Source organism: Murinocardiopsis flavida (assembly GCF_003014485.1).
In the GTDB taxonomy this organism is placed as follows: domain Bacteria; phylum Actinomycetota; class Actinomycetes; order Streptosporangiales; family Streptosporangiaceae; genus Murinocardiopsis; species Murinocardiopsis flavida.
The window spans coordinates 52026-67822 of the sequence record NZ_PYGA01000014.1 but is presented as its reverse complement, the minus strand read 5'-3'; the positions used below and the strand labels follow the sequence as shown (position 1 = coordinate 67822).

15 protein-coding genes are annotated in these 15797 nt (G+C 71.1%); 3 read left to right on the top strand and 12 right to left on the bottom strand.

Annotation, left to right across the window (positions count from 1 at the left end; translation table 11 throughout):
• Positions 1–9: 9 nt before the first annotated feature.
• Positions 10–927 (bottom strand): RNA polymerase sigma factor SigJ, encoded by a 918-nt coding sequence (gene sigJ / locus CLV63_RS19385; protein WP_106584571.1) that lies wholly within the window; start codon positions 925–927, stop codon positions 10–12.
• A 1093-nt stretch (positions 928–2020) separates the two neighbouring features.
• On the opposite strand from sigJ, the gene CLV63_RS19375 reads away from it, so the two are divergent.
• Positions 2021–3520: a UDP-N-acetylmuramoyl-L-alanyl-D-glutamate--2,6-diaminopimelate ligase gene (locus tag CLV63_RS19375; protein ID WP_106584569.1), complete on the top strand. Its 1500-nt coding sequence runs from the start codon at positions 2021–2023 to the stop codon at positions 3518–3520.
• 164 nt (positions 3521–3684) lie between these two features.
• Here CLV63_RS19375 and CLV63_RS19370 read toward each other — a convergent pair whose 3' ends face one another.
• The 11 genes from CLV63_RS19370 to CLV63_RS19320 form a co-directional block, all read right to left on the bottom strand.
• Positions 3685–4125: a hypothetical protein gene (locus CLV63_RS19370; RefSeq protein WP_106584568.1), complete on the bottom strand. Its 441-nt coding sequence runs from the start codon at positions 4123–4125 to the stop codon at positions 3685–3687.
• Positions 4126–4316: 191 nt separating this feature from the next.
• Positions 4317–4661 (bottom strand): DUF2469 domain-containing protein, encoded by a 345-nt coding sequence (locus CLV63_RS19365; protein ID WP_106584567.1) that lies wholly within the window; start codon positions 4659–4661, stop codon positions 4317–4319.
• Positions 4662–4824: 163 nt separating this feature from the next.
• Positions 4825–5628 carry a signal peptidase I gene (lepB, locus tag CLV63_RS19360; RefSeq protein ID WP_245928912.1) on the bottom strand — a complete coding sequence of 268 codons (804 nt, stop codon included), beginning with the start codon at positions 5626–5628 and terminating at the stop codon, positions 4825–4827.
• Positions 5629–5936: 308 nt separating this feature from the next.
• Complete coding sequence (gene rplS / locus CLV63_RS19355) at positions 5937–6281, bottom strand: 50S ribosomal protein L19 (RefSeq protein WP_106584565.1); 345 nt, start codon at positions 6279–6281, stop codon at positions 5937–5939.
• 173 nt (positions 6282–6454) lie between these two features.
• Positions 6455–7249 carry a tRNA (guanosine(37)-N1)-methyltransferase TrmD gene (gene trmD / locus CLV63_RS19350; RefSeq protein ID WP_106584564.1) on the bottom strand — a complete coding sequence of 265 codons (795 nt, stop codon included), beginning with the start codon at positions 7247–7249 and terminating at the stop codon, positions 6455–6457.
• A 16-nt stretch (positions 7250–7265) separates the two neighbouring features.
• Positions 7266–7775, bottom strand: coding sequence for a ribosome maturation factor RimM (gene rimM / locus CLV63_RS19345; protein WP_106584563.1), 510 nt, complete (start codon positions 7773–7775; stop codon positions 7266–7268).
• Between the two features lie 118 nt (positions 7776–7893).
• On the bottom strand, positions 7894–8136 hold the full coding sequence (locus CLV63_RS19340; RefSeq protein ID WP_106584562.1) for an RNA-binding protein: 243 nt from the start codon (positions 8134–8136) through the stop codon (positions 7894–7896).
• A gap of 1 nt (position 8137) precedes the next feature.
• The gene (rpsP, locus tag CLV63_RS19335) at positions 8138–8581 is read right to left on the bottom strand and encodes a 30S ribosomal protein S16 (RefSeq protein ID WP_106584561.1); all 444 of its coding nucleotides are present in this window, start codon (positions 8579–8581) and stop codon (positions 8138–8140) included.
• Between the two features lie 237 nt (positions 8582–8818).
• Positions 8819–10417: a signal recognition particle protein gene (ffh, locus tag CLV63_RS19330; protein ID WP_106584560.1), complete on the bottom strand. Its 1599-nt coding sequence runs from the start codon at positions 10415–10417 to the stop codon at positions 8819–8821.
• 145 nt (positions 10418–10562) lie between these two features.
• Positions 10563–11759: a hypothetical protein gene (locus tag CLV63_RS19325; RefSeq protein ID WP_245928911.1), complete on the bottom strand. Its 1197-nt coding sequence runs from the start codon at positions 11757–11759 to the stop codon at positions 10563–10565.
• Between the two features lie 393 nt (positions 11760–12152).
• Complete coding sequence (locus CLV63_RS19320) at positions 12153–13484, bottom strand: ammonium transporter (protein WP_106584559.1); 1332 nt, start codon at positions 13482–13484, stop codon at positions 12153–12155.
• 548 nt (positions 13485–14032) lie between these two features.
• Between CLV63_RS19320 and CLV63_RS19315 the strand changes: the two genes are divergently transcribed.
• Both CLV63_RS19315 and CLV63_RS19310 read left to right on the top strand, forming a co-directional pair.
• Positions 14033–14983, top strand: coding sequence for an ABC transporter ATP-binding protein (locus CLV63_RS19315; protein ID WP_106584558.1), 951 nt, complete (start codon positions 14033–14035; stop codon positions 14981–14983).
• Positions 14970–15770 (top strand): ABC transporter permease subunit, encoded by an 801-nt coding sequence (locus tag CLV63_RS19310; protein ID WP_245928910.1) that lies wholly within the window; start codon positions 14970–14972, stop codon positions 15768–15770. The genes CLV63_RS19315 and CLV63_RS19310 overlap by 14 nt, the downstream gene beginning before the upstream one ends.
• Positions 15771–15797 lie beyond the last annotated feature (27 nt).

Genomic DNA, 15797 nt, shown 5'->3' with positions numbered 1-15797 from the left:
CGCGACGGGTCAAAGCGTCCGCCCATTGGCGAAGGCGTGCAGGTCCGCGAGATGGCCGAGGTGGCGGAGCTTGTCGGGGTTGATGACGGAGCGGATATGGCTGATCCGCCCCTCGGTGAACTCGAAGTCGATCACGGCGATGAGGCCACCGCCCACCACGGGTTCGGCGACGATCACGGCACCCGGGGTCCCGTTGACGGTCCTGGACTCGAAGTGCGCGGGGACCATGTAGCGGCTGAAGCCGAGGAGCAGTTTCGTCACGCCCCGCCGTCCGGAGACCGGCTTGCTGATGGCGACGCCGCGTGGGACGTTGCCGCCGCTGTCACCGGTCAGCACGACGTCGTCGTGGAGGAGTTCGACGAACTCGTCCACGAGACCGTGCTCGCATGCGGCGAGGAACCGTTCGACGAGTTCGGCGCGTTGGCGCGGCGCGTCGGCGTGCCGGGGGCGGCGGTCGGCGATGCGGGCGCGCGCCCTGGACACGATCTTGCGGGTGGCCTGCTCGGAGCGGTCGATGACAGCGGCGGCCTCGCGGTGGCTGAAGCCCAGGGTCTCGTGGAGCAGGAACGCCGCCCGCTCGATCGGCGAGAGCGTCTCCAGCAGGACCAGGAACGCGGTCGACAGGTCGTCGGCGAGTTCGGCGTGGGCGGGACCGGCGGCGTCCTCGGCGACGAGCGGTTCGGGCAGCCAATCGCCGACGTAGGTCTCGCGCCGCGCGCGGGCCGAGCGGAGCACGTCGATGCTCAGCCGGGTCGCGATCGTGGTGATCAGCGCCTCCTGGTTCTCGACCCTCGGCGTGCCGAGCAGCTTGACGAGGGCCTCCTGCGCGATGTCCTCGGCGTCGGCCGCCTGGCCGAGCATGCGGTACGCCATGGAGAACGCCAGCGAACGGAGCGCGTCGATCCTCTCGGGTGTCACGATGTTCATGATTCCCTAACGGACGGCGCCCCGGAGCGCTGATGGGGGCGGAGGTGGCGGATGGGGTGAGGGCGGAGGGGGCGGCTGCCGGGTCGGCGGCGGGCCCGCAGCGGATCCAGCGGTCCCGAGGGATGGAACAGTACGTGCGCGCCACGAGGGTGGCGTTCAGGTCGGCGATCGCGATCCTGCCCGCCGGTTCGACGGCCGACGCGCGCGCCGAGGACCGCGGTTCGATGGCGCAGAGTGCTCATACCCACCCGACGGGACAGCCCGGCGGGACGTGACCGCCCGCTGGCATAAGGAGCCCGGCCCCTCCCACGACCACCCTCCACCCCGCAGCGTCGAAGGCGACCGCTCCGCGCGGTACGCGAGCGGCGCGAAGCACCGGGTCCGGTTTCGGCCCCGGCCTCAGGGCCCCTGGCACCCGGCCGCTGCCTTCGGGGGAACGGGGGCGGGCTAGGGGGCGGTCTGCGGGCGCTCCGCCGCCGCCCCGTCCGATAGCGGAGCCGACTGCGCCGCCGCAGCCCGGGCTTCGGCGATGAGTTCGCGGACGACCGTCGCCTTTCCGTCCGAATACGCGAGCAGGGTTCCTGCTACCGGCAGTGGTAGGAGTCGAGCGGCGCCCGGGTGCGGCGCCCGGCCGTACACTCGATCCATGAGATGCACACGTGCGGTGAGGGAGTGCCTGCTCCAGGCCATCCCCGTACGGTGCGCGGACGTCGGGGGCGCTAGTGCAGCCGACCCGGTGTCCGGCGTCTGCTCACAGGTGCGGAACTACGGCTGCAAGGCGTTGCACGGCCACGGCTAGCGACCTTCACCCGCTCTCCCCCGTTCCCGCCGTTCCCACTCTTCCCGTCTTTCCCGACCGCACCGGTCTCAGGGTTCTCAGCGTTCTCAGCGGCGCGCGGCGCCACACCTGAGGTCCCCCTCGCAATCCCGCCCCTCCGGGCCGAGCTGTCGTGTCCGTCTCCCCGGACGCCCCGGGCCGCCCATTTGCTCACCCCACCTCCCGCTCATGACCGCGGCGCCCCGCCGCCTGCCGGCGCCGCCGCCCGGCGGTGCCGAGGCCACCGGTCGAGGCGGCACCTCCGAAGGGACCACCGTGAAGCTCAGCGCACTGCTGGCAGGCCACGACCACCACGTCCTCCGCGGCGACCCGGACACACCCATCACCGCGGGGGCGTGCTTCGACGCGCACCGGGTCTCACCGGGGGCGCTCTACGTCGCTGTGCCCGGCCACGAGGAGGGCGGGCCGGCGTCCATCGGCCCGGCCCTCGCCCGCGGCGCGGTGGCGGTGCTCGTCGACGGCGACTCCCCGGACCCCGCGGAACCCGCGGCGTCCGCTGCGGCCGCGTGCGCAGTGCGGGTCGCCGACACGCGGATCGCCGCCGCACTCGTCGCCTCGCGCTACTACGGCGAACCGGGGCGGCACATGGACATGGTCGCGATCACGGGGACCAACGGGAAGACGTCCGTCTCGTACATGGTTGAGTCGGTCCTGCGCCTCGCCGAAGGCTCCACTGTCGGCGTCATCGGCACGGCCGGCAGCCGGATCGGCGACGACCTGATCCCGATGCCGCGGTCGGTCCTGACCACCCCGGAATCCCCCGACCTCCAGTACCTGCTGGGCTGCATGCGCGACCACGGGGCCGACAGCGTCGTACTGGAGGCCACGTCGATGGGGCTGCTGAACCACCGCGTCGACCACACGTTCCTCGACGTCGGGATCTTCACCAACCTGACGCAGGACCACCTCGACGACCACGGGACGATGGACAACTACCGCGACGCCAAACTGCGCCTGTTCGAGGGCCTGTGCCGGCACGCGGTCGTCAACGTCGACGACCCTGTGGGGGCCGCGATCCCGGCGATGATGCCGGGCGCGGTGACCACCTACGCCTTGGACGCCGAGGCCGACTACCGGGCGACCGACCTCACCATCGACGCCTCAGGCACCCGGTTCACCCTGCACCACGACGGCCGGAAGTACCCGGCGGCGATCCCCGTGCCCGGCCGGTACTCCGTCGCGAACGCGCTCGCGACCATCGCCGCCTGCCACACCCTCGGCCACGACCTCGCCGGACTCGTCGGCGCCCTCGACCGGATGCCGCCGATCCCCGGCCGGTTCGAACGCTTCGAGACCCGTTCCGGCACCGCCGTGATCGTCGACTACGCGCACTCCCCCGATTCTCTGGAGAAGGTGCTCGCGACGATCCGAGGGTTCGCCGCCGGCCGGGTCATCACCGTCTTCGGGTGCGGCGGCGACCGCGACACCACCAAGCGGGCCGAGATGGGCGAGATCGCCGGAACCCACTCCGACCTGTGCATCGTCACGTCCGACAACCCGCGCGGCGAGGACATCGAGGCGATCATCGACCAGATCGTTCCGGGACTGGAGGCGACGGGCACGCCATTCGAGCGGTTCGCCGACCGCCGCCGGGCGATCGCCCGCGCGCTCGACGCCGCCGACCCCTGCGACACCGTTCTCGTCGCGGGAAAGGGCAGCGAACCGCACCAGGTCATCGGGGATCGGGTGATCCCGTTCAGCGACATGGCCACCGTGCGCGAACTCGCCGGCGGTTCCGGTGGGGGCGGTGTGTAGCAGCGCAGCACACCGCCGCGCGAGCGCGGGTCGCCGCAACGGCGCGCCGACGCGGGCCGCGCCCTCGCAACCGGCTTCGACGGCGGCCGGCGCAGGCGCGTCGCGCAGAGGACGGCGGCTCCCGCCGGGCCCTCCGCCGGATCCGCCGCGCCCGAACCCCGCTGCTACGGGGTGTCGGAGCCCGTTGACGGCTGGTCGGCGCGGGTGTCGACCTCGCCGTCGGGGCTGCCGTGGACGGCGTTGGCGACATCGCGCACCCGCCACTGGTCGCCGTCGTGCTCCGGCTCGCCCTGGGCCACCTGGACGCCCGGGGCGTTCTGCGGGGCCTGGGCGGCGGGGACCGCTCCAGTGACGCGCTCGGGCGGGTCGGCCGCCTGGTCGTTGGCCGGCGCCTCAGCGCGCGGCGGCAGGTCCGACGCGGTGCCCAGCGCCCCCAGTTCCTCGTTGCGGCGGACAGCGGCGCCCCCGGACTCCTCCGGGGCGGCGGGCATCGGCTCGGCGCGCGCCTGGTTGCCGACCGCGTCCTCCTGCGCCGCTGCGGACGGTTCGTCGTCCTGCCGGTCCTGCCGGTCCTGCCGGCGGTCGCCGGGATCGCGTTCGCGCATGGTGACTCCCCTCGTGGCGTGGGCGGGTTCTTCCTCGCCCTACCCGCGCGGAGGGGATCACAACGTGGCCGCAACACCGCAGCAGGGTCACACCATGACCGCGGCCCCGCGGCCCCACCACACCAAAGCCGCGGCGCCGCCGCAGGGTGACATTGCGGCGGCGCCGCGGCAACGGCCGCGCGCCGCGGACCTCAGGGGGTCGGGCCCGGTTCGGCCCCGGGCTGGCCGTTGGGCGGCACTTCAAGGTCGGACTTTGTGATCTCTTCGACGTTCACGTCCTTGAAGGTGACCACTCGGACGTTCTTCACGAATCTCGCCGGCCGGTACATGTCCCACACCCACGCGTCCTGCATGGTGACCTCGAAGTAGGTCTCGCCGTTGTCGGTAGTACGCGGTTGCAGGTCGACCTGGTTGGTGAGGTAGAACCGACGCTCGGTCTCCACCACGTATCCGAACAACCCGACGACGTCGCGGTACTCGCGATAGAGCTGGAGCTCCATCTCGGCTTCGAACTTCTCCAGGTCCTCAGAACTCATCCAACCGCTCGCTTTCGTCGTGCCTTCCCCGGTTCTGTGTCCTGTCTCCTCATGATCCGGTCCTTGCGCCTGCGCGCCCGGCGGGGCCGCCCGTGGGCACCCCCGTAGCAACCATGATGGGCCACGTGTCAATCGGTGGGGGGCATTTGGGGGAATTCGCGCGTCACGGGCGGCGCAGCCTGCGCAGCAGGCCGCGCCCCGTCCGGTGGACGGGGACGGCCCCGAGCGCGCCCAGCGCCAGCGGGGCGGCGCCCGCAGCGGCCGCGGCCGCGCCGCCGTTAACCTTGGTGAACGTGTCGGGGATGGGCAGTGTGGTGAATCGGTTCAGCGGCCACACGAGGACGAACGCGCGGCCCACCACGTGGTCCTGTGCGACGGTGCCGTCGCCGGTCTCCAGCTGGTGCGCCCTGGAGTCCTTGGACAGTTCGCGGTGGTCGCCCATGAGCCACACCCGCCCCTGGGGGATCGTCACGGGCTCGAAGTCCCGGTGGGTCTCGACACTGCCGGGGAACAGGTACGGCTCGTCCAGCGGCTGCCCGTTGACGACCACCCGGTTCTCGGCGTCGCAGCACTGGACGGTGTCGCCGGGCAGGGCGATGACGCGCTTGATGTAGTCCTTGCCCTGCGTCTCGACGCCCAGTTGCCGCTCGACCCAGCGGTACCCCTTGGCGATGGGGTTCTGCGACGGCGGGGTCTCAGCGGTCTCCTCGTCCCACGACCCGTTGCCGTTGAACACGACCACGTCGCCGCGCTTGATGTCGCGCACCTGGTAGACGAGCTTGTTGACGAGCACCCGGTCGCCGATGAGCAGGGTGTTCTCCATCGAGCGCGAGGGGATGTAGAACGCCTGGACCACCCAGGTCTTGATGACGAACGCCAGCACCAGGGCGATCACGATCAGGATCGGCAGTTCCTTCCAGAAGGAACCTGACTTCTGCGCGCCCTTGGCGGCTCTCTTCGCGCTCATCCCGGTGTCCGTGCTCTCCCCATGTATTGGCCGATCCGGCTGCCTGCTCATCGCCGCCGCCCGGATCGGGACCGGTGTCGACGCCGGTGCCCGCGCGTGCGGGCCCCGATACACGACTGGCCCCCCCGTGCGTGGACACGGAGGAGCCAGAATCCTGTGGAGGAGCGTCCGGAATACGCGGAGCCGGTGCCCCGGTACCGCGGCGCCGGATCGCGTTCTCGTCGTCGCTCATCGGGGCGAAGCCTAGCCGAGCGCGGCGCCCGCCGCCGGGATGCCCCGCAGTGCGGTGCGCGGCGGCGGGTGGGCGGTCAGCGGCGCTCGCGGATGCGCGCCGCCTTGCCCCGCAGGTTGCGCAGGTAGTAGAGCTTCGCGCGGCGGACGCGGCCGCGGGAGACGATCTCGATCTTCTCGATCGCCGGGGTGTGCACCGGGAAGGTGCGCTCCACGCCGACCGCGTAGCTGATCTTGCGGATGGTGAACGTCTCGCGGTTGCCGGCGCCCTGGCGACCGATCACGATTCCCTTGAAGACCTGGATCCGGGAGCGGGTACCCTCAGTGACCCGCACGTGGACGTTGAGCGTGTCGCCGGGACGGAACTCGGGGACGTCGGTGCGGAGCTGGGCCTTCTCCAGCTCCTGGATTGCGGTGTGCATCTCAGCGGTTCCTCATCGATTGCGCGCCGCGGCGACGGGCATAAACGCTGCGCGCGGGCGGATCTGCCGGGCTCGGATTCGGCCGCCCCCGGTTGATGCGGCTGTTCAGCGGCCGGCAGCCAGGAATGTCTTGACTGCGCACGCGAACAAAGCCGACGACAGGGGCAACTCGTCTAGTCTGCCACAGCTTCCGGAGTGACCTGTACCCGGGCCTCCTCCAGGACCTCCCGGTCGCGCCGGTCGAGGTCGCCCTCTGCTGCGAGGCGCTCGGCCAGATCGGGGCGGGTGCGCACGGTCTTGCGCAGCGCCTCGTCGCGCCGCCAGCGGTCGACGGCGCCGTGGTCGCCCGACAGCAGTACCGGCGGCACCTCCTGGTCGCGCCACACTCGCGGCTTGGTGTACACCGGGCCTTCGACCAGGTTGTGCATTGCGCCGGGGGCGAACGAGTCCTGGGCCGCCGAATCGGCGTTGCCGAGGACACCGGGCAGCAGCCGGGTCACGGCCTCGACCATCACCAGCACCGCCGACTCCCCCCCGTTGAGGACGTAGTCGCCGACGCTCAGCTCCTCGACCGGCATCCGCAGCGCAGCGTCGGCTGCGACCCGGGAGTCGATGCCCTCGTAGCGCCCGCAGGCGAACACCAGGCGGGGCTCCCCCGCCAGGCGGTCCGCCGCCGCCTGGGTGAACGGGCGCCCGCTCGGTGTGGGCAGGACCAGCCGCGGCGGACGCTCGTCGGGCCCGCGGCCCGCGACGTCGTCCAGCGCCGCGCCCCACGGCTCCGGCTTCATGACCATGCCGGGCCCGCCGCCGAACGGGGTGTCGTCGACGGTGTTGTGCCGGTCGTGGGTCCACGACCGGAGATCGTGCAGGCGGATGTCGAGCAGCCCCGAGGCGCGGGCCTTGCCGATGAGCGACAGCTCCAGCGGCGCGAAGTACTCGGGGAAGATGGTGATGATGTCGATGCGCATAGGCCCCCCAGGGCGGCTAGGAGAGGTCGAGCAGACCCGGCGGGGGGTCGATGACCAGGTGGCCGGCCGCGGTGTCGACCTCGGGGACCAGGGCCCGCACGAACGGCACGAGCACCTCCTCGCCGCCGGGGCCCTCGACCACCAGGACGTCCTGGGCGTTGTGCAGGATGTCGCGCACCGTACCGACCTCGGCGCCGGCCACGGTGCGCACGGCCAGGCCGACGAGCTCGTGGTCGTGGAACTCGTCGGGGTCGTCCACCGGGGCGATGGCGGCGGAGTCGACCAGCAGCGTGACACCGGCCAACCGCTCCGCGGCGGTGCGGTCGGCCACGGACTCGAACCGCACCAGCAGCCGCCCGGAGTGCGAGCGCGACCCGGCGACGGTCAGCGGTCCCGCGCTCTCGGGGTCGGTGAACAGCCGCGCACCGTCGGCGAAGCGCGCCCGCGGGTCGTCGGTGCGCACGTCGACGGCGACGTCGCCGCGCACCCCGTGCGCACGGCCGATCCTGCCTACAACGAGGCGCATCGCCACGTCCCTCCTCGATGGCACAAATCGACCGCGCGGCAGGCCGGGCCTGCCGCGCGGTCGAACCAGCGCATACCGCATGGGCGTCGACCGGAGCCGACGGGTCTGTGGGCGCGGATCAGCGGACTTCGTGCAGATCCAGCAGATCGACACGGACGTAGCGCCCGCCGGCCAGCGAACCGACGACGGTCCGCAGCGACTTGGCGGTACGGCCGTTGCGGCCGATCACCTTCCCGAGATCATCGGGATGGACCCGGACTTCGAGCACCTTGCCCTTGCGCAGCCTGCGGGCTCGCACATTGACGTCATCGGGATTCTCGACGATCCCTTTGACCAGGTGCTCAAGCGCCTCTTCCAGCACTTTATTCCTCGCCCTCGGGCTTCTTCTCCGCCTCGGCCGGCTTGTCCTCGGCCTTTTCGGCCTTCTTGTTGCGCTTGTCCTTCGCCGAGTTCTCGGGCAGGACCAGTTCCTTCAGGGCCGCCTGGAACTCGGCCTCCTTCGCCTCGCCGTCGACCGGCTCGGCGACCTTCAGCGGCGCGGGGGCCGGGAGGCCCTTGAACTTCTGCCAGTCGCCCGTGAGCTTGAGGATGTGCGACACCGGGTCGGTGGGCTGCGCGCCCACGGACAGCCAGTACTGCACCCGCTCGGAGTTCACCTGGATGAAGCTCGGCTCCTCCTGCGGGTGGTAGTGGCCGATCTCCTCGATGGCCTTGCCGTCGCGCTTCGTGTGCGAGTCGGCGATGACGATGCGGTACTGCGGCGTACGGATCTTGCCCATACGCTTGAGTTTGATCTTGACAGCCACGGGTGTGGATTCTCCTGAAAACGGCGTGATCGCCCAGCGCCGACGTCCACGTGGGGTTGTGGAGTACCGCTGGGCTGTGGACGTGGATGCGCCGGCAAGGTAGAGGGCCGTCCCGCGCACCGTTAGTCGCCTGTCAATTGTGCCAGACGTTCAGAGGGCCGAGGTGCCACTTGAGCGGGCTCGGCGGGTCGGATCGAACACACCGGGTGACCGGCGCCCCCGCGCGGGGGCGCCGGGCTACTTCTGCTTGGGCAGCTTGAAGTCGGAGAGGTCGGGGGCGTTGCCGCCGCCGAACCCCGGGGGCAGCGTGGGCGCGCCGCCGCCGAACCCGGGCGGGAGCTTCGGCCCGCCCTGCTCGGCCGGGCCCTCTTCGCGCCGACGCTCGCGCTCGGCCGCGCGGTCGGCCTCCTGCTGCTTGGCCTTGAGCGGGTTGCCGCTGCGCTGCTTGCCCTTCTTCACCTTCTTGGCCTGGGCCTTGGCGGCCTTCTTCTTGCCGCCGCCCATGCCCGGCATCCCCGGCATACCGGGCATGCCGCCGTTCTTCATCTGCTTCAGCATCTTCTGCGCCTCGAAGAAACGCGTGACCAGGCCGTTGACGTCGCTCACCTGGACGCCCGACCCGTTGGCGATGCGCAGCCGCCGCGAGCCGTTGATGAGCTTCGGGTTCAACCGCTCGCCCGGGGTCATCGACCGGATGATGGCGGTGATGCGGTCGAGATCCTTGTCGTCGACGTCGTTGATCTGGTCGCGCATCTGCCCCATGCCGGGCATCATGCCGAGCAGGTTGCTGATGGGGCCCATGCGCCGCACCATCTGCATCTGCTTGAGGAAGTCGTCGAGGGTGAAGTCGGTGTCGGACGCCAGCGCGCCCGCCATCTCCTCGACCTCGTCCTGCTCGAACGTGCGCTGCGCCTGCTCGATCAGGGTGAGGACGTCGCCCATGTCGAGGATGCGCGACGCCATGCGGTCGGGGTGGAAGAGGTCGAAGTCCTCCAGCTTCTCGCCGGTGGACGCGAACATGATGGGGCGCCCGGTGATGTGCCGGATGGACAGCGCGGCGCCGCCGCGGGCGTCGCCGTCGAGCTTGGTGAGCGCGACGGCGTCGTAGCCGACGCCGTCGAGGAACGCCTGCGCGGTGTTGACGGCGTCCTGGCCGATCATGGCGTCGACCACGAACAGGATCTCGTCGGGCTGGACCGCGTCGCGGATGTCGGCGGCCTGCTGCATCATCTCGGCGTCGACGCCGAGGCGCCCGGCGGTGTCGATGATGACGAAGTTGTTGTTGTTGAGCCGCGCGTGCTCGACGGACTGGCGGGCCACCTCGACGGGGTCGCCCACGCCGTTGCCGGGCTGCGGCGCGAACACCGGCACGCTCGCCCGCTGCCCCACGACCTGGAGCTGGGTCACCGCGTTGGGGCGCTGGAGGTCGCACGCCACCAGCAGCGGGGTGTTGCGCTGGTCGGCGAGCCACTTGACGATCTTGCCGGCGAGCGTGGTCTTGCCGGAGCCCTGGAGGCCGGCGAGCATGATGACGGTCGGGGCGTTCTTGGCGTGGCGGATCTCGCGGGTCTCGCCGCCGAGGATCTCGACGAGCTCCTCGTTGACGATCTTGATGACCTGCTGCGCGGGGTTGAGCGCCTTGGAGACCTCTTCGCCGCGGGCCCGCTCCTTGACCTTCGCGATGAACGCCCGCACCACGGGCAGCGCGACGTCGGCTTCGAGCAGCGCGAGGCGGATCTCGCGCGCCGTCTTGTCGATGTCCTCCTCGGAGAGCCGGCCCTTGCCGCGCAGCGAGGAGAAGACCGAAGTCAGCCGGTCGGAAAGCGTTTCGAACACGAGGGTGTCCCGTCCTTCAATCTCGGGAGTGGCTTCCTAGGGTATCCGCTCGGGACGCCGACGAGGGGCCCGGAACGCGCGCGCCGGGCACCTCCCTCCGCTGCGCCACCGGGCGCGGGGGCCCGGTGGCGCGAGTGGTCCCGGATCAGTTGCCCTCGGACGGGCTCGCGGGGGCGCCGCCCGCCTTCTCCAATGTGGTCTTGCGCTGCTCCTTGACCTTCTTCGCCAGCGCGTCCTTGCCCTTGCCGCTGACGCCGCGGGTCGAGAGCAGGCCCTCGCCGTTGATCTGGTAGCTCTGCGGGTTGGTGCTCGCCGCCAAGGCGTAGTCGACGCTGCACGAGAGCGAGGTCGTGCCGCCGACTTCGAGGGTCCCGGAGTCGTCGCACTTCTTGTCGCCCAGCGAGGAGTTGGTGAACTTGGCGTCCATGCGCACCTGGATCTTGTCCTCGCCGTCGGCGGCGACGCCGTTGTCCTTGACCTTGCCGGTGACACTGCACTTGCCGCCGGTCTGGCACTTCATGTCGAGCTGACCGTCCCAGGTGACCTCGATGCGGGAGTCGCGCGAGCTCCCGAGGTCGTCCTTGACGGTCGAGGCGATGTCGTCGTACATCTTCTCGATGTCGGCCGCCGCGGGCGTGCTCACGTTCATCTGGGTGCGCGTGGTGAGGTCGCCGCCCTCGACCGGGGCGAGCTCCTCGATCTCCATGCGCAGCAGCGTGTGCGGCTTCTCCTTGGTGACCCAGATCTTGTTCTTCTTGCCGAGGTCGATGCGGTAGACGGCCTTGCCGTCGAGCTTCTCCTCGACGGCCTTGCCCTTCTCCGGGATCATCCCGGTGATGATCTCGGCGAGCTGCGCGGGGGCCAGGACCGCCTGGGGGTCGATGCCGAGCACATCGGGCTTGACCCGCACCCAGTTGTCGGCGTAGCTGTCGGAGTCGGGGTTGAACGCCGACTGCCCGAGCCAGAACGCGTCGTCGCCCGACACGTAGAGCTGCTGGTCGATCTCGATGACCTTGACCTCGGAGCCCTCGACGTCGACGGTGCCGGAGGCGGCACCGGAGTCGGCGACGGTCAGGGTGGTCTCGCGCGGCTGGCCGCCGGAGTCGGCGGTCTGGCCCTGCACCGCGACGGCGGGGGCCTCGGCGAGGGTCGCCATGGCGTCCTTCGCCACCGGGCCGGCGGCGACCGGGGTCGGCGAGGGCGAGGATCCCAGGCCACCGGGAGCGAGGTGGCTGAGGTCGAGGGAACACCCGGTCAGGCCGAGTGCGAGAACGGTCGATGCCGCCGCGAGAGTGAGCGGCCCGTGCGATCGCCGCTGTGAGGGTCGTGCCGGCGCCATCATGCCTCCTGGCCCCTGCCAAGGGGTACTGAATGTGTGTCGAGAAACCTTGGACGCACCGGAGCCGCAGCCGGCTCCGGGCGACAGCAGGACGGACGTTGCCCGATGCGGGCCATAGTACGGCGCCCCAACGCGCACAACGCGGAAGGCGGATCCGCCCGCCTGCTGCGCAAGCCTAGCGAACCTGAGAGTAATGCCCGGTAAATGCCTCATCACGAAAGGCGCACCGGGCGAGCGCGCCCCGCCCGCCGTCCCATACCGGCCGCAGGCCCATTCCGGCCACCCGCACCGTCAACGGGCCCGGGCATACGTCCGGCCCGGCGGGGGAACCCGCCGGGCCGGTAACACACCTCACAGCCGTCGTGGTGCGGCCGGCCTCCTCGCCGTCGAAGAGACCTAGCTGCGCACCTGCTGTGAGGCCGCCTCCTCGCCCGGAGGCGTCGGCGAGGAGAGGCCGGTGAGCTCCTCGGCGTCGAGCTCGTCGAAGGCGTAGGCGTCCTCCGCGTGCAGTTCGCTGTCGAGGCCGTTGGTCTCCACGTGCTCGGGGATCCGGAAGCCCATCGCGAGGTCGATCAGCTTGGCGATGACCCATGTCACCGTGAAGGAGTAGGCGATGGTCGCGAGGACCGCGATCAACTGCACCACCAGGAACATCGGGGTCCCGCCGTAGAGCAGGCCGTCGGGGGCGCCCTCGCCGGTGACCGACGACGCGATGACGCCCAGCGCCAGCGAGCCGATGATGCCGCCGACCATGTGGATGCCGACGACGTCGAGCGCGTCGTCGTACTTGAACTTGTACTTCCAGCTGATCGCGTAGGCGCAGACTCCGCCGGCGACCAGGCCCAGCGCGATCGCCCCCATGGGGGTCAGGTTCGCGGCGGCCGGGGTGATGGCGACCAGGCCGGCGATCGCGCCCGAGGCGAAGCCGAGCGCGGTGACCTTGCCGTAGCGGAGGCGCTCGACCAGCATCCACGCCCCGGTCGCCGCCGCGGTGGCGACCTGCGTGTTCACCAGGGCGAGGCCCGCGGTGGCGTCGGCGGCATAGGCGGAGCCCGCGTTGAAGCCGAACCAGCCGAACCACAGCAGCGCCGCGCCGAGCAGCACGAACGGGAGGTTGTGCGGGCGCATCGACTCGGCGCCGAAGCCCTTGCGGCGGCCGAGGACGAAGGTCAGCGCGAGGGCGGCCGCCCCGGCGTTGATGTGCACCGCCGTGCCGCCGGCGAAGTCGACCACGTCGGCGCCGAGGCCGGAGAGCGCGTCGAACCAGCCGCCGCCCCACACCCAGTGCGCGACGGGGAAGTAGACGAGCAGCGCCCACAGCGGGGCGAACAGCAGCCACGCGCCGAACTTGGCGCGGTCGGCGATGGCGCCGCTGATCAGCGCGACGGTGATGACGGCGAACATCATCTGGAAGCCGACGTCGACCATGAGCGGGTAGCCGCCCTCTTCGTCGACGGCGCCGATCATGTTCGACACCCCGGCGTCGCCGAGCCCGCCGATGAAGCCGGAGAGCGCGCCGTAGCCCTCGCCGTAGGTCAGGGAGTAGCCGACGGCCACCCAGAGCACGCTGACGATGGCGATGCTCGCGAAGCTCATCAGCATCATGTTCAGGACGCTCTTGGCACGGGACATGCCGCCGTAGAAGAAGGCCAGTCCCGGTGTCATGAGCATGACCAGCGCGGCGCTGATGAGCAGCCACGCGGTCGTGCCCGTGTCGAGGTTCTCCACGTCGCCTCCAGGGTCGTGCGGGGGATCGTCGTTCGTCGGATGCGGGCCATTCCTCGGGGCACGTCGTCGGGCTCGCCAGGGACCACCACTGGCGGAATCGTGGTCCGGCCGTGTTTCCCAGCGCCGCCGGGGCTGTTTCGCGCACGTAAAGACACCGGGCGGCGCGTTACGTCCGGGTGAACTGCGGCACCGGCCCCGGAGACGCGCCGCGGCGGGCGCGTGCTGTCAGGAAGCCGTTAAGAAACGGCGCCGGGGCCTCTACTAATCGGCCGGAGAGGCGCAGAATCGCAGTGCGGGAAGATCCCGCGGAGGACAACGAGCGTTGCGAGCGATGCGTACCGAATCGGAACGGCCACAGAGCCAGCGGGACCCGCCCGCACCACCGGGCCCGGGTACGCCGCGCACACCGCCGTACTCCGGGAGTCCCCAGGACCGGTCCGCGCGCGCGGCCGGCCCCTGAGTCCGCCGCCGACCCGCGACACGGCCGGCGGCCGCCCCCCGGTCGAACGAGGACCGGCCTGTACGGCGACTCGACAAGGACTGCCACCATGTCCGCATCCACCCGGCCGGTCATCACGACGGCGAACCTGACCAAGCGCTACGGGCGCCACCAGGCCCTGTTCGGCCTGGACATGGAGGTCGACGAAGGCGAGGTCTTCGGCTTCCTCGGCCCCAACGGATCGGGGAAGACCACCACGATCCGGATCCTCCTCGACCTCATCCGCCGCTCCGGCGGCGAGTCGCGGGTCTTCGGGCTCGACACCCGCGCCGACGGCATGGCGATCCGCCGCAGGGTCGGCTACCTGCCCGGTGAACTGGCGATGGTGAGCCGCCGGCCGGCCCGCGAACTCCTCACCCACCTCGCCAACCTGCGCGGCGGAGTCCCGCAGCACCGAATCTCGGCACTGGCCGAGCGCCTCGACCTGGACCTCTCCAGGCCCGTCCGCGGGCTGTCGAAGGGCAACAAGCAGAAGGTCGGGCTGATCCAGGCGTTCATGCACGACCCCGACCTGCTCATCCTGGACGAACCCACGAGCGGGCTCGACCCCCTGCTGCAACAGGAGTTCCTCGCCATGGTGCGCCGCGCCCGGGCGGACGGCCGCACCGTGTTCATGTCCTCCCATGTGCTCAGCGAGGTCCAGGACGTCGCCGACAGGGCCGCGGTGATCCGCGGCGGCCGCATCGTCGCGGTGGAGGACATCGACGCGCTGCGCGACCGGATGGTGCGCGAGTTCCGCGTCCGCGTCGCGGGGCGTGTCCGCGCCGAGGACTTCACCGCGATCGACAACCTCCGCGAACTGCACATCGAGGGCGACTCCGTCCGCTGCACCGTCGACGGCAGCCCCGACGCGCTGGTCAAGGCCGCCGCGCGCTACACGGTGCTGTCCCTGGACAGCACGGAGCCCGACCTGGAGGAGCTGTTCTTCCACCACTACAACCGCAACGGTGCCGACGGCACCGTCGGGATCGAGGGGGCCGACCGCCATGCTGCTGCGTAGCGTCTTCGGCAAGTTCCTGCGGGACCACCGGCGCGCGGTCCTCGGCTGGCTCATCGGCATCAGCGCCGTGACCGTGATGTACAGCTCGTTCTTCCCGACGATGAAGGACGCGGGCGGCGCCTACGAAGAGATGATGGACAGCATGCCCGCGGGTCTCACCGAGGCGATGGGGTGGAGCGACTTCAGCAGCGCCGAGGGGTACCTGGGCGCCACCGTGTTCGGGATCCTCGGCCCGGTCCTCATGATCATCGCCGCCATCATGTTCGGGTCCCGCGCGATCGCCGGCGACGAGGAGGAGGGCGGCCTCGAACTGCTCCTCGCCCACCCGGTCCGCCGCACCTCGGTGCTGATGCAGCGCTTCGCCGCCGTCGCGCTCATCATGGCCCTGCTCGGCCTCGCCATGTTCGCCGTGCTGGCGGCGCTCAACACCCCGTTGACGCTCGACCTGCCGGCGGGCCGATTGTTCGCCGCGTGCGCCATGCTCACGCTGATCGCCCTCAGCTACGGCTCGGCCGCCTTCGCCGCGGGCGCGATCACCGGCAGGCGGTCCTACGCCGTCATGGCCGGGGCGGTGCTCGCCGTGGTCGGCTACCTCGGCAATACCTTCGCGTTGCAGGTGGCGGAGTTGGAGTGGCTGCGGTTCGCGTCGGCGTTCTACTACGCGCAGGACCCCGAACCGCTGGTCAACGGATTCGACGCCGGGTTCACCGCTGTGCTGGTGGCGGTCCCGGCCGTGCTGCTCGCGCTCGGTGCGGGGGTGTTCGCCCGGCGCGACGTCGCCGTGTGAGCGCCGCGGCACCGGGCCCCCGGTGCC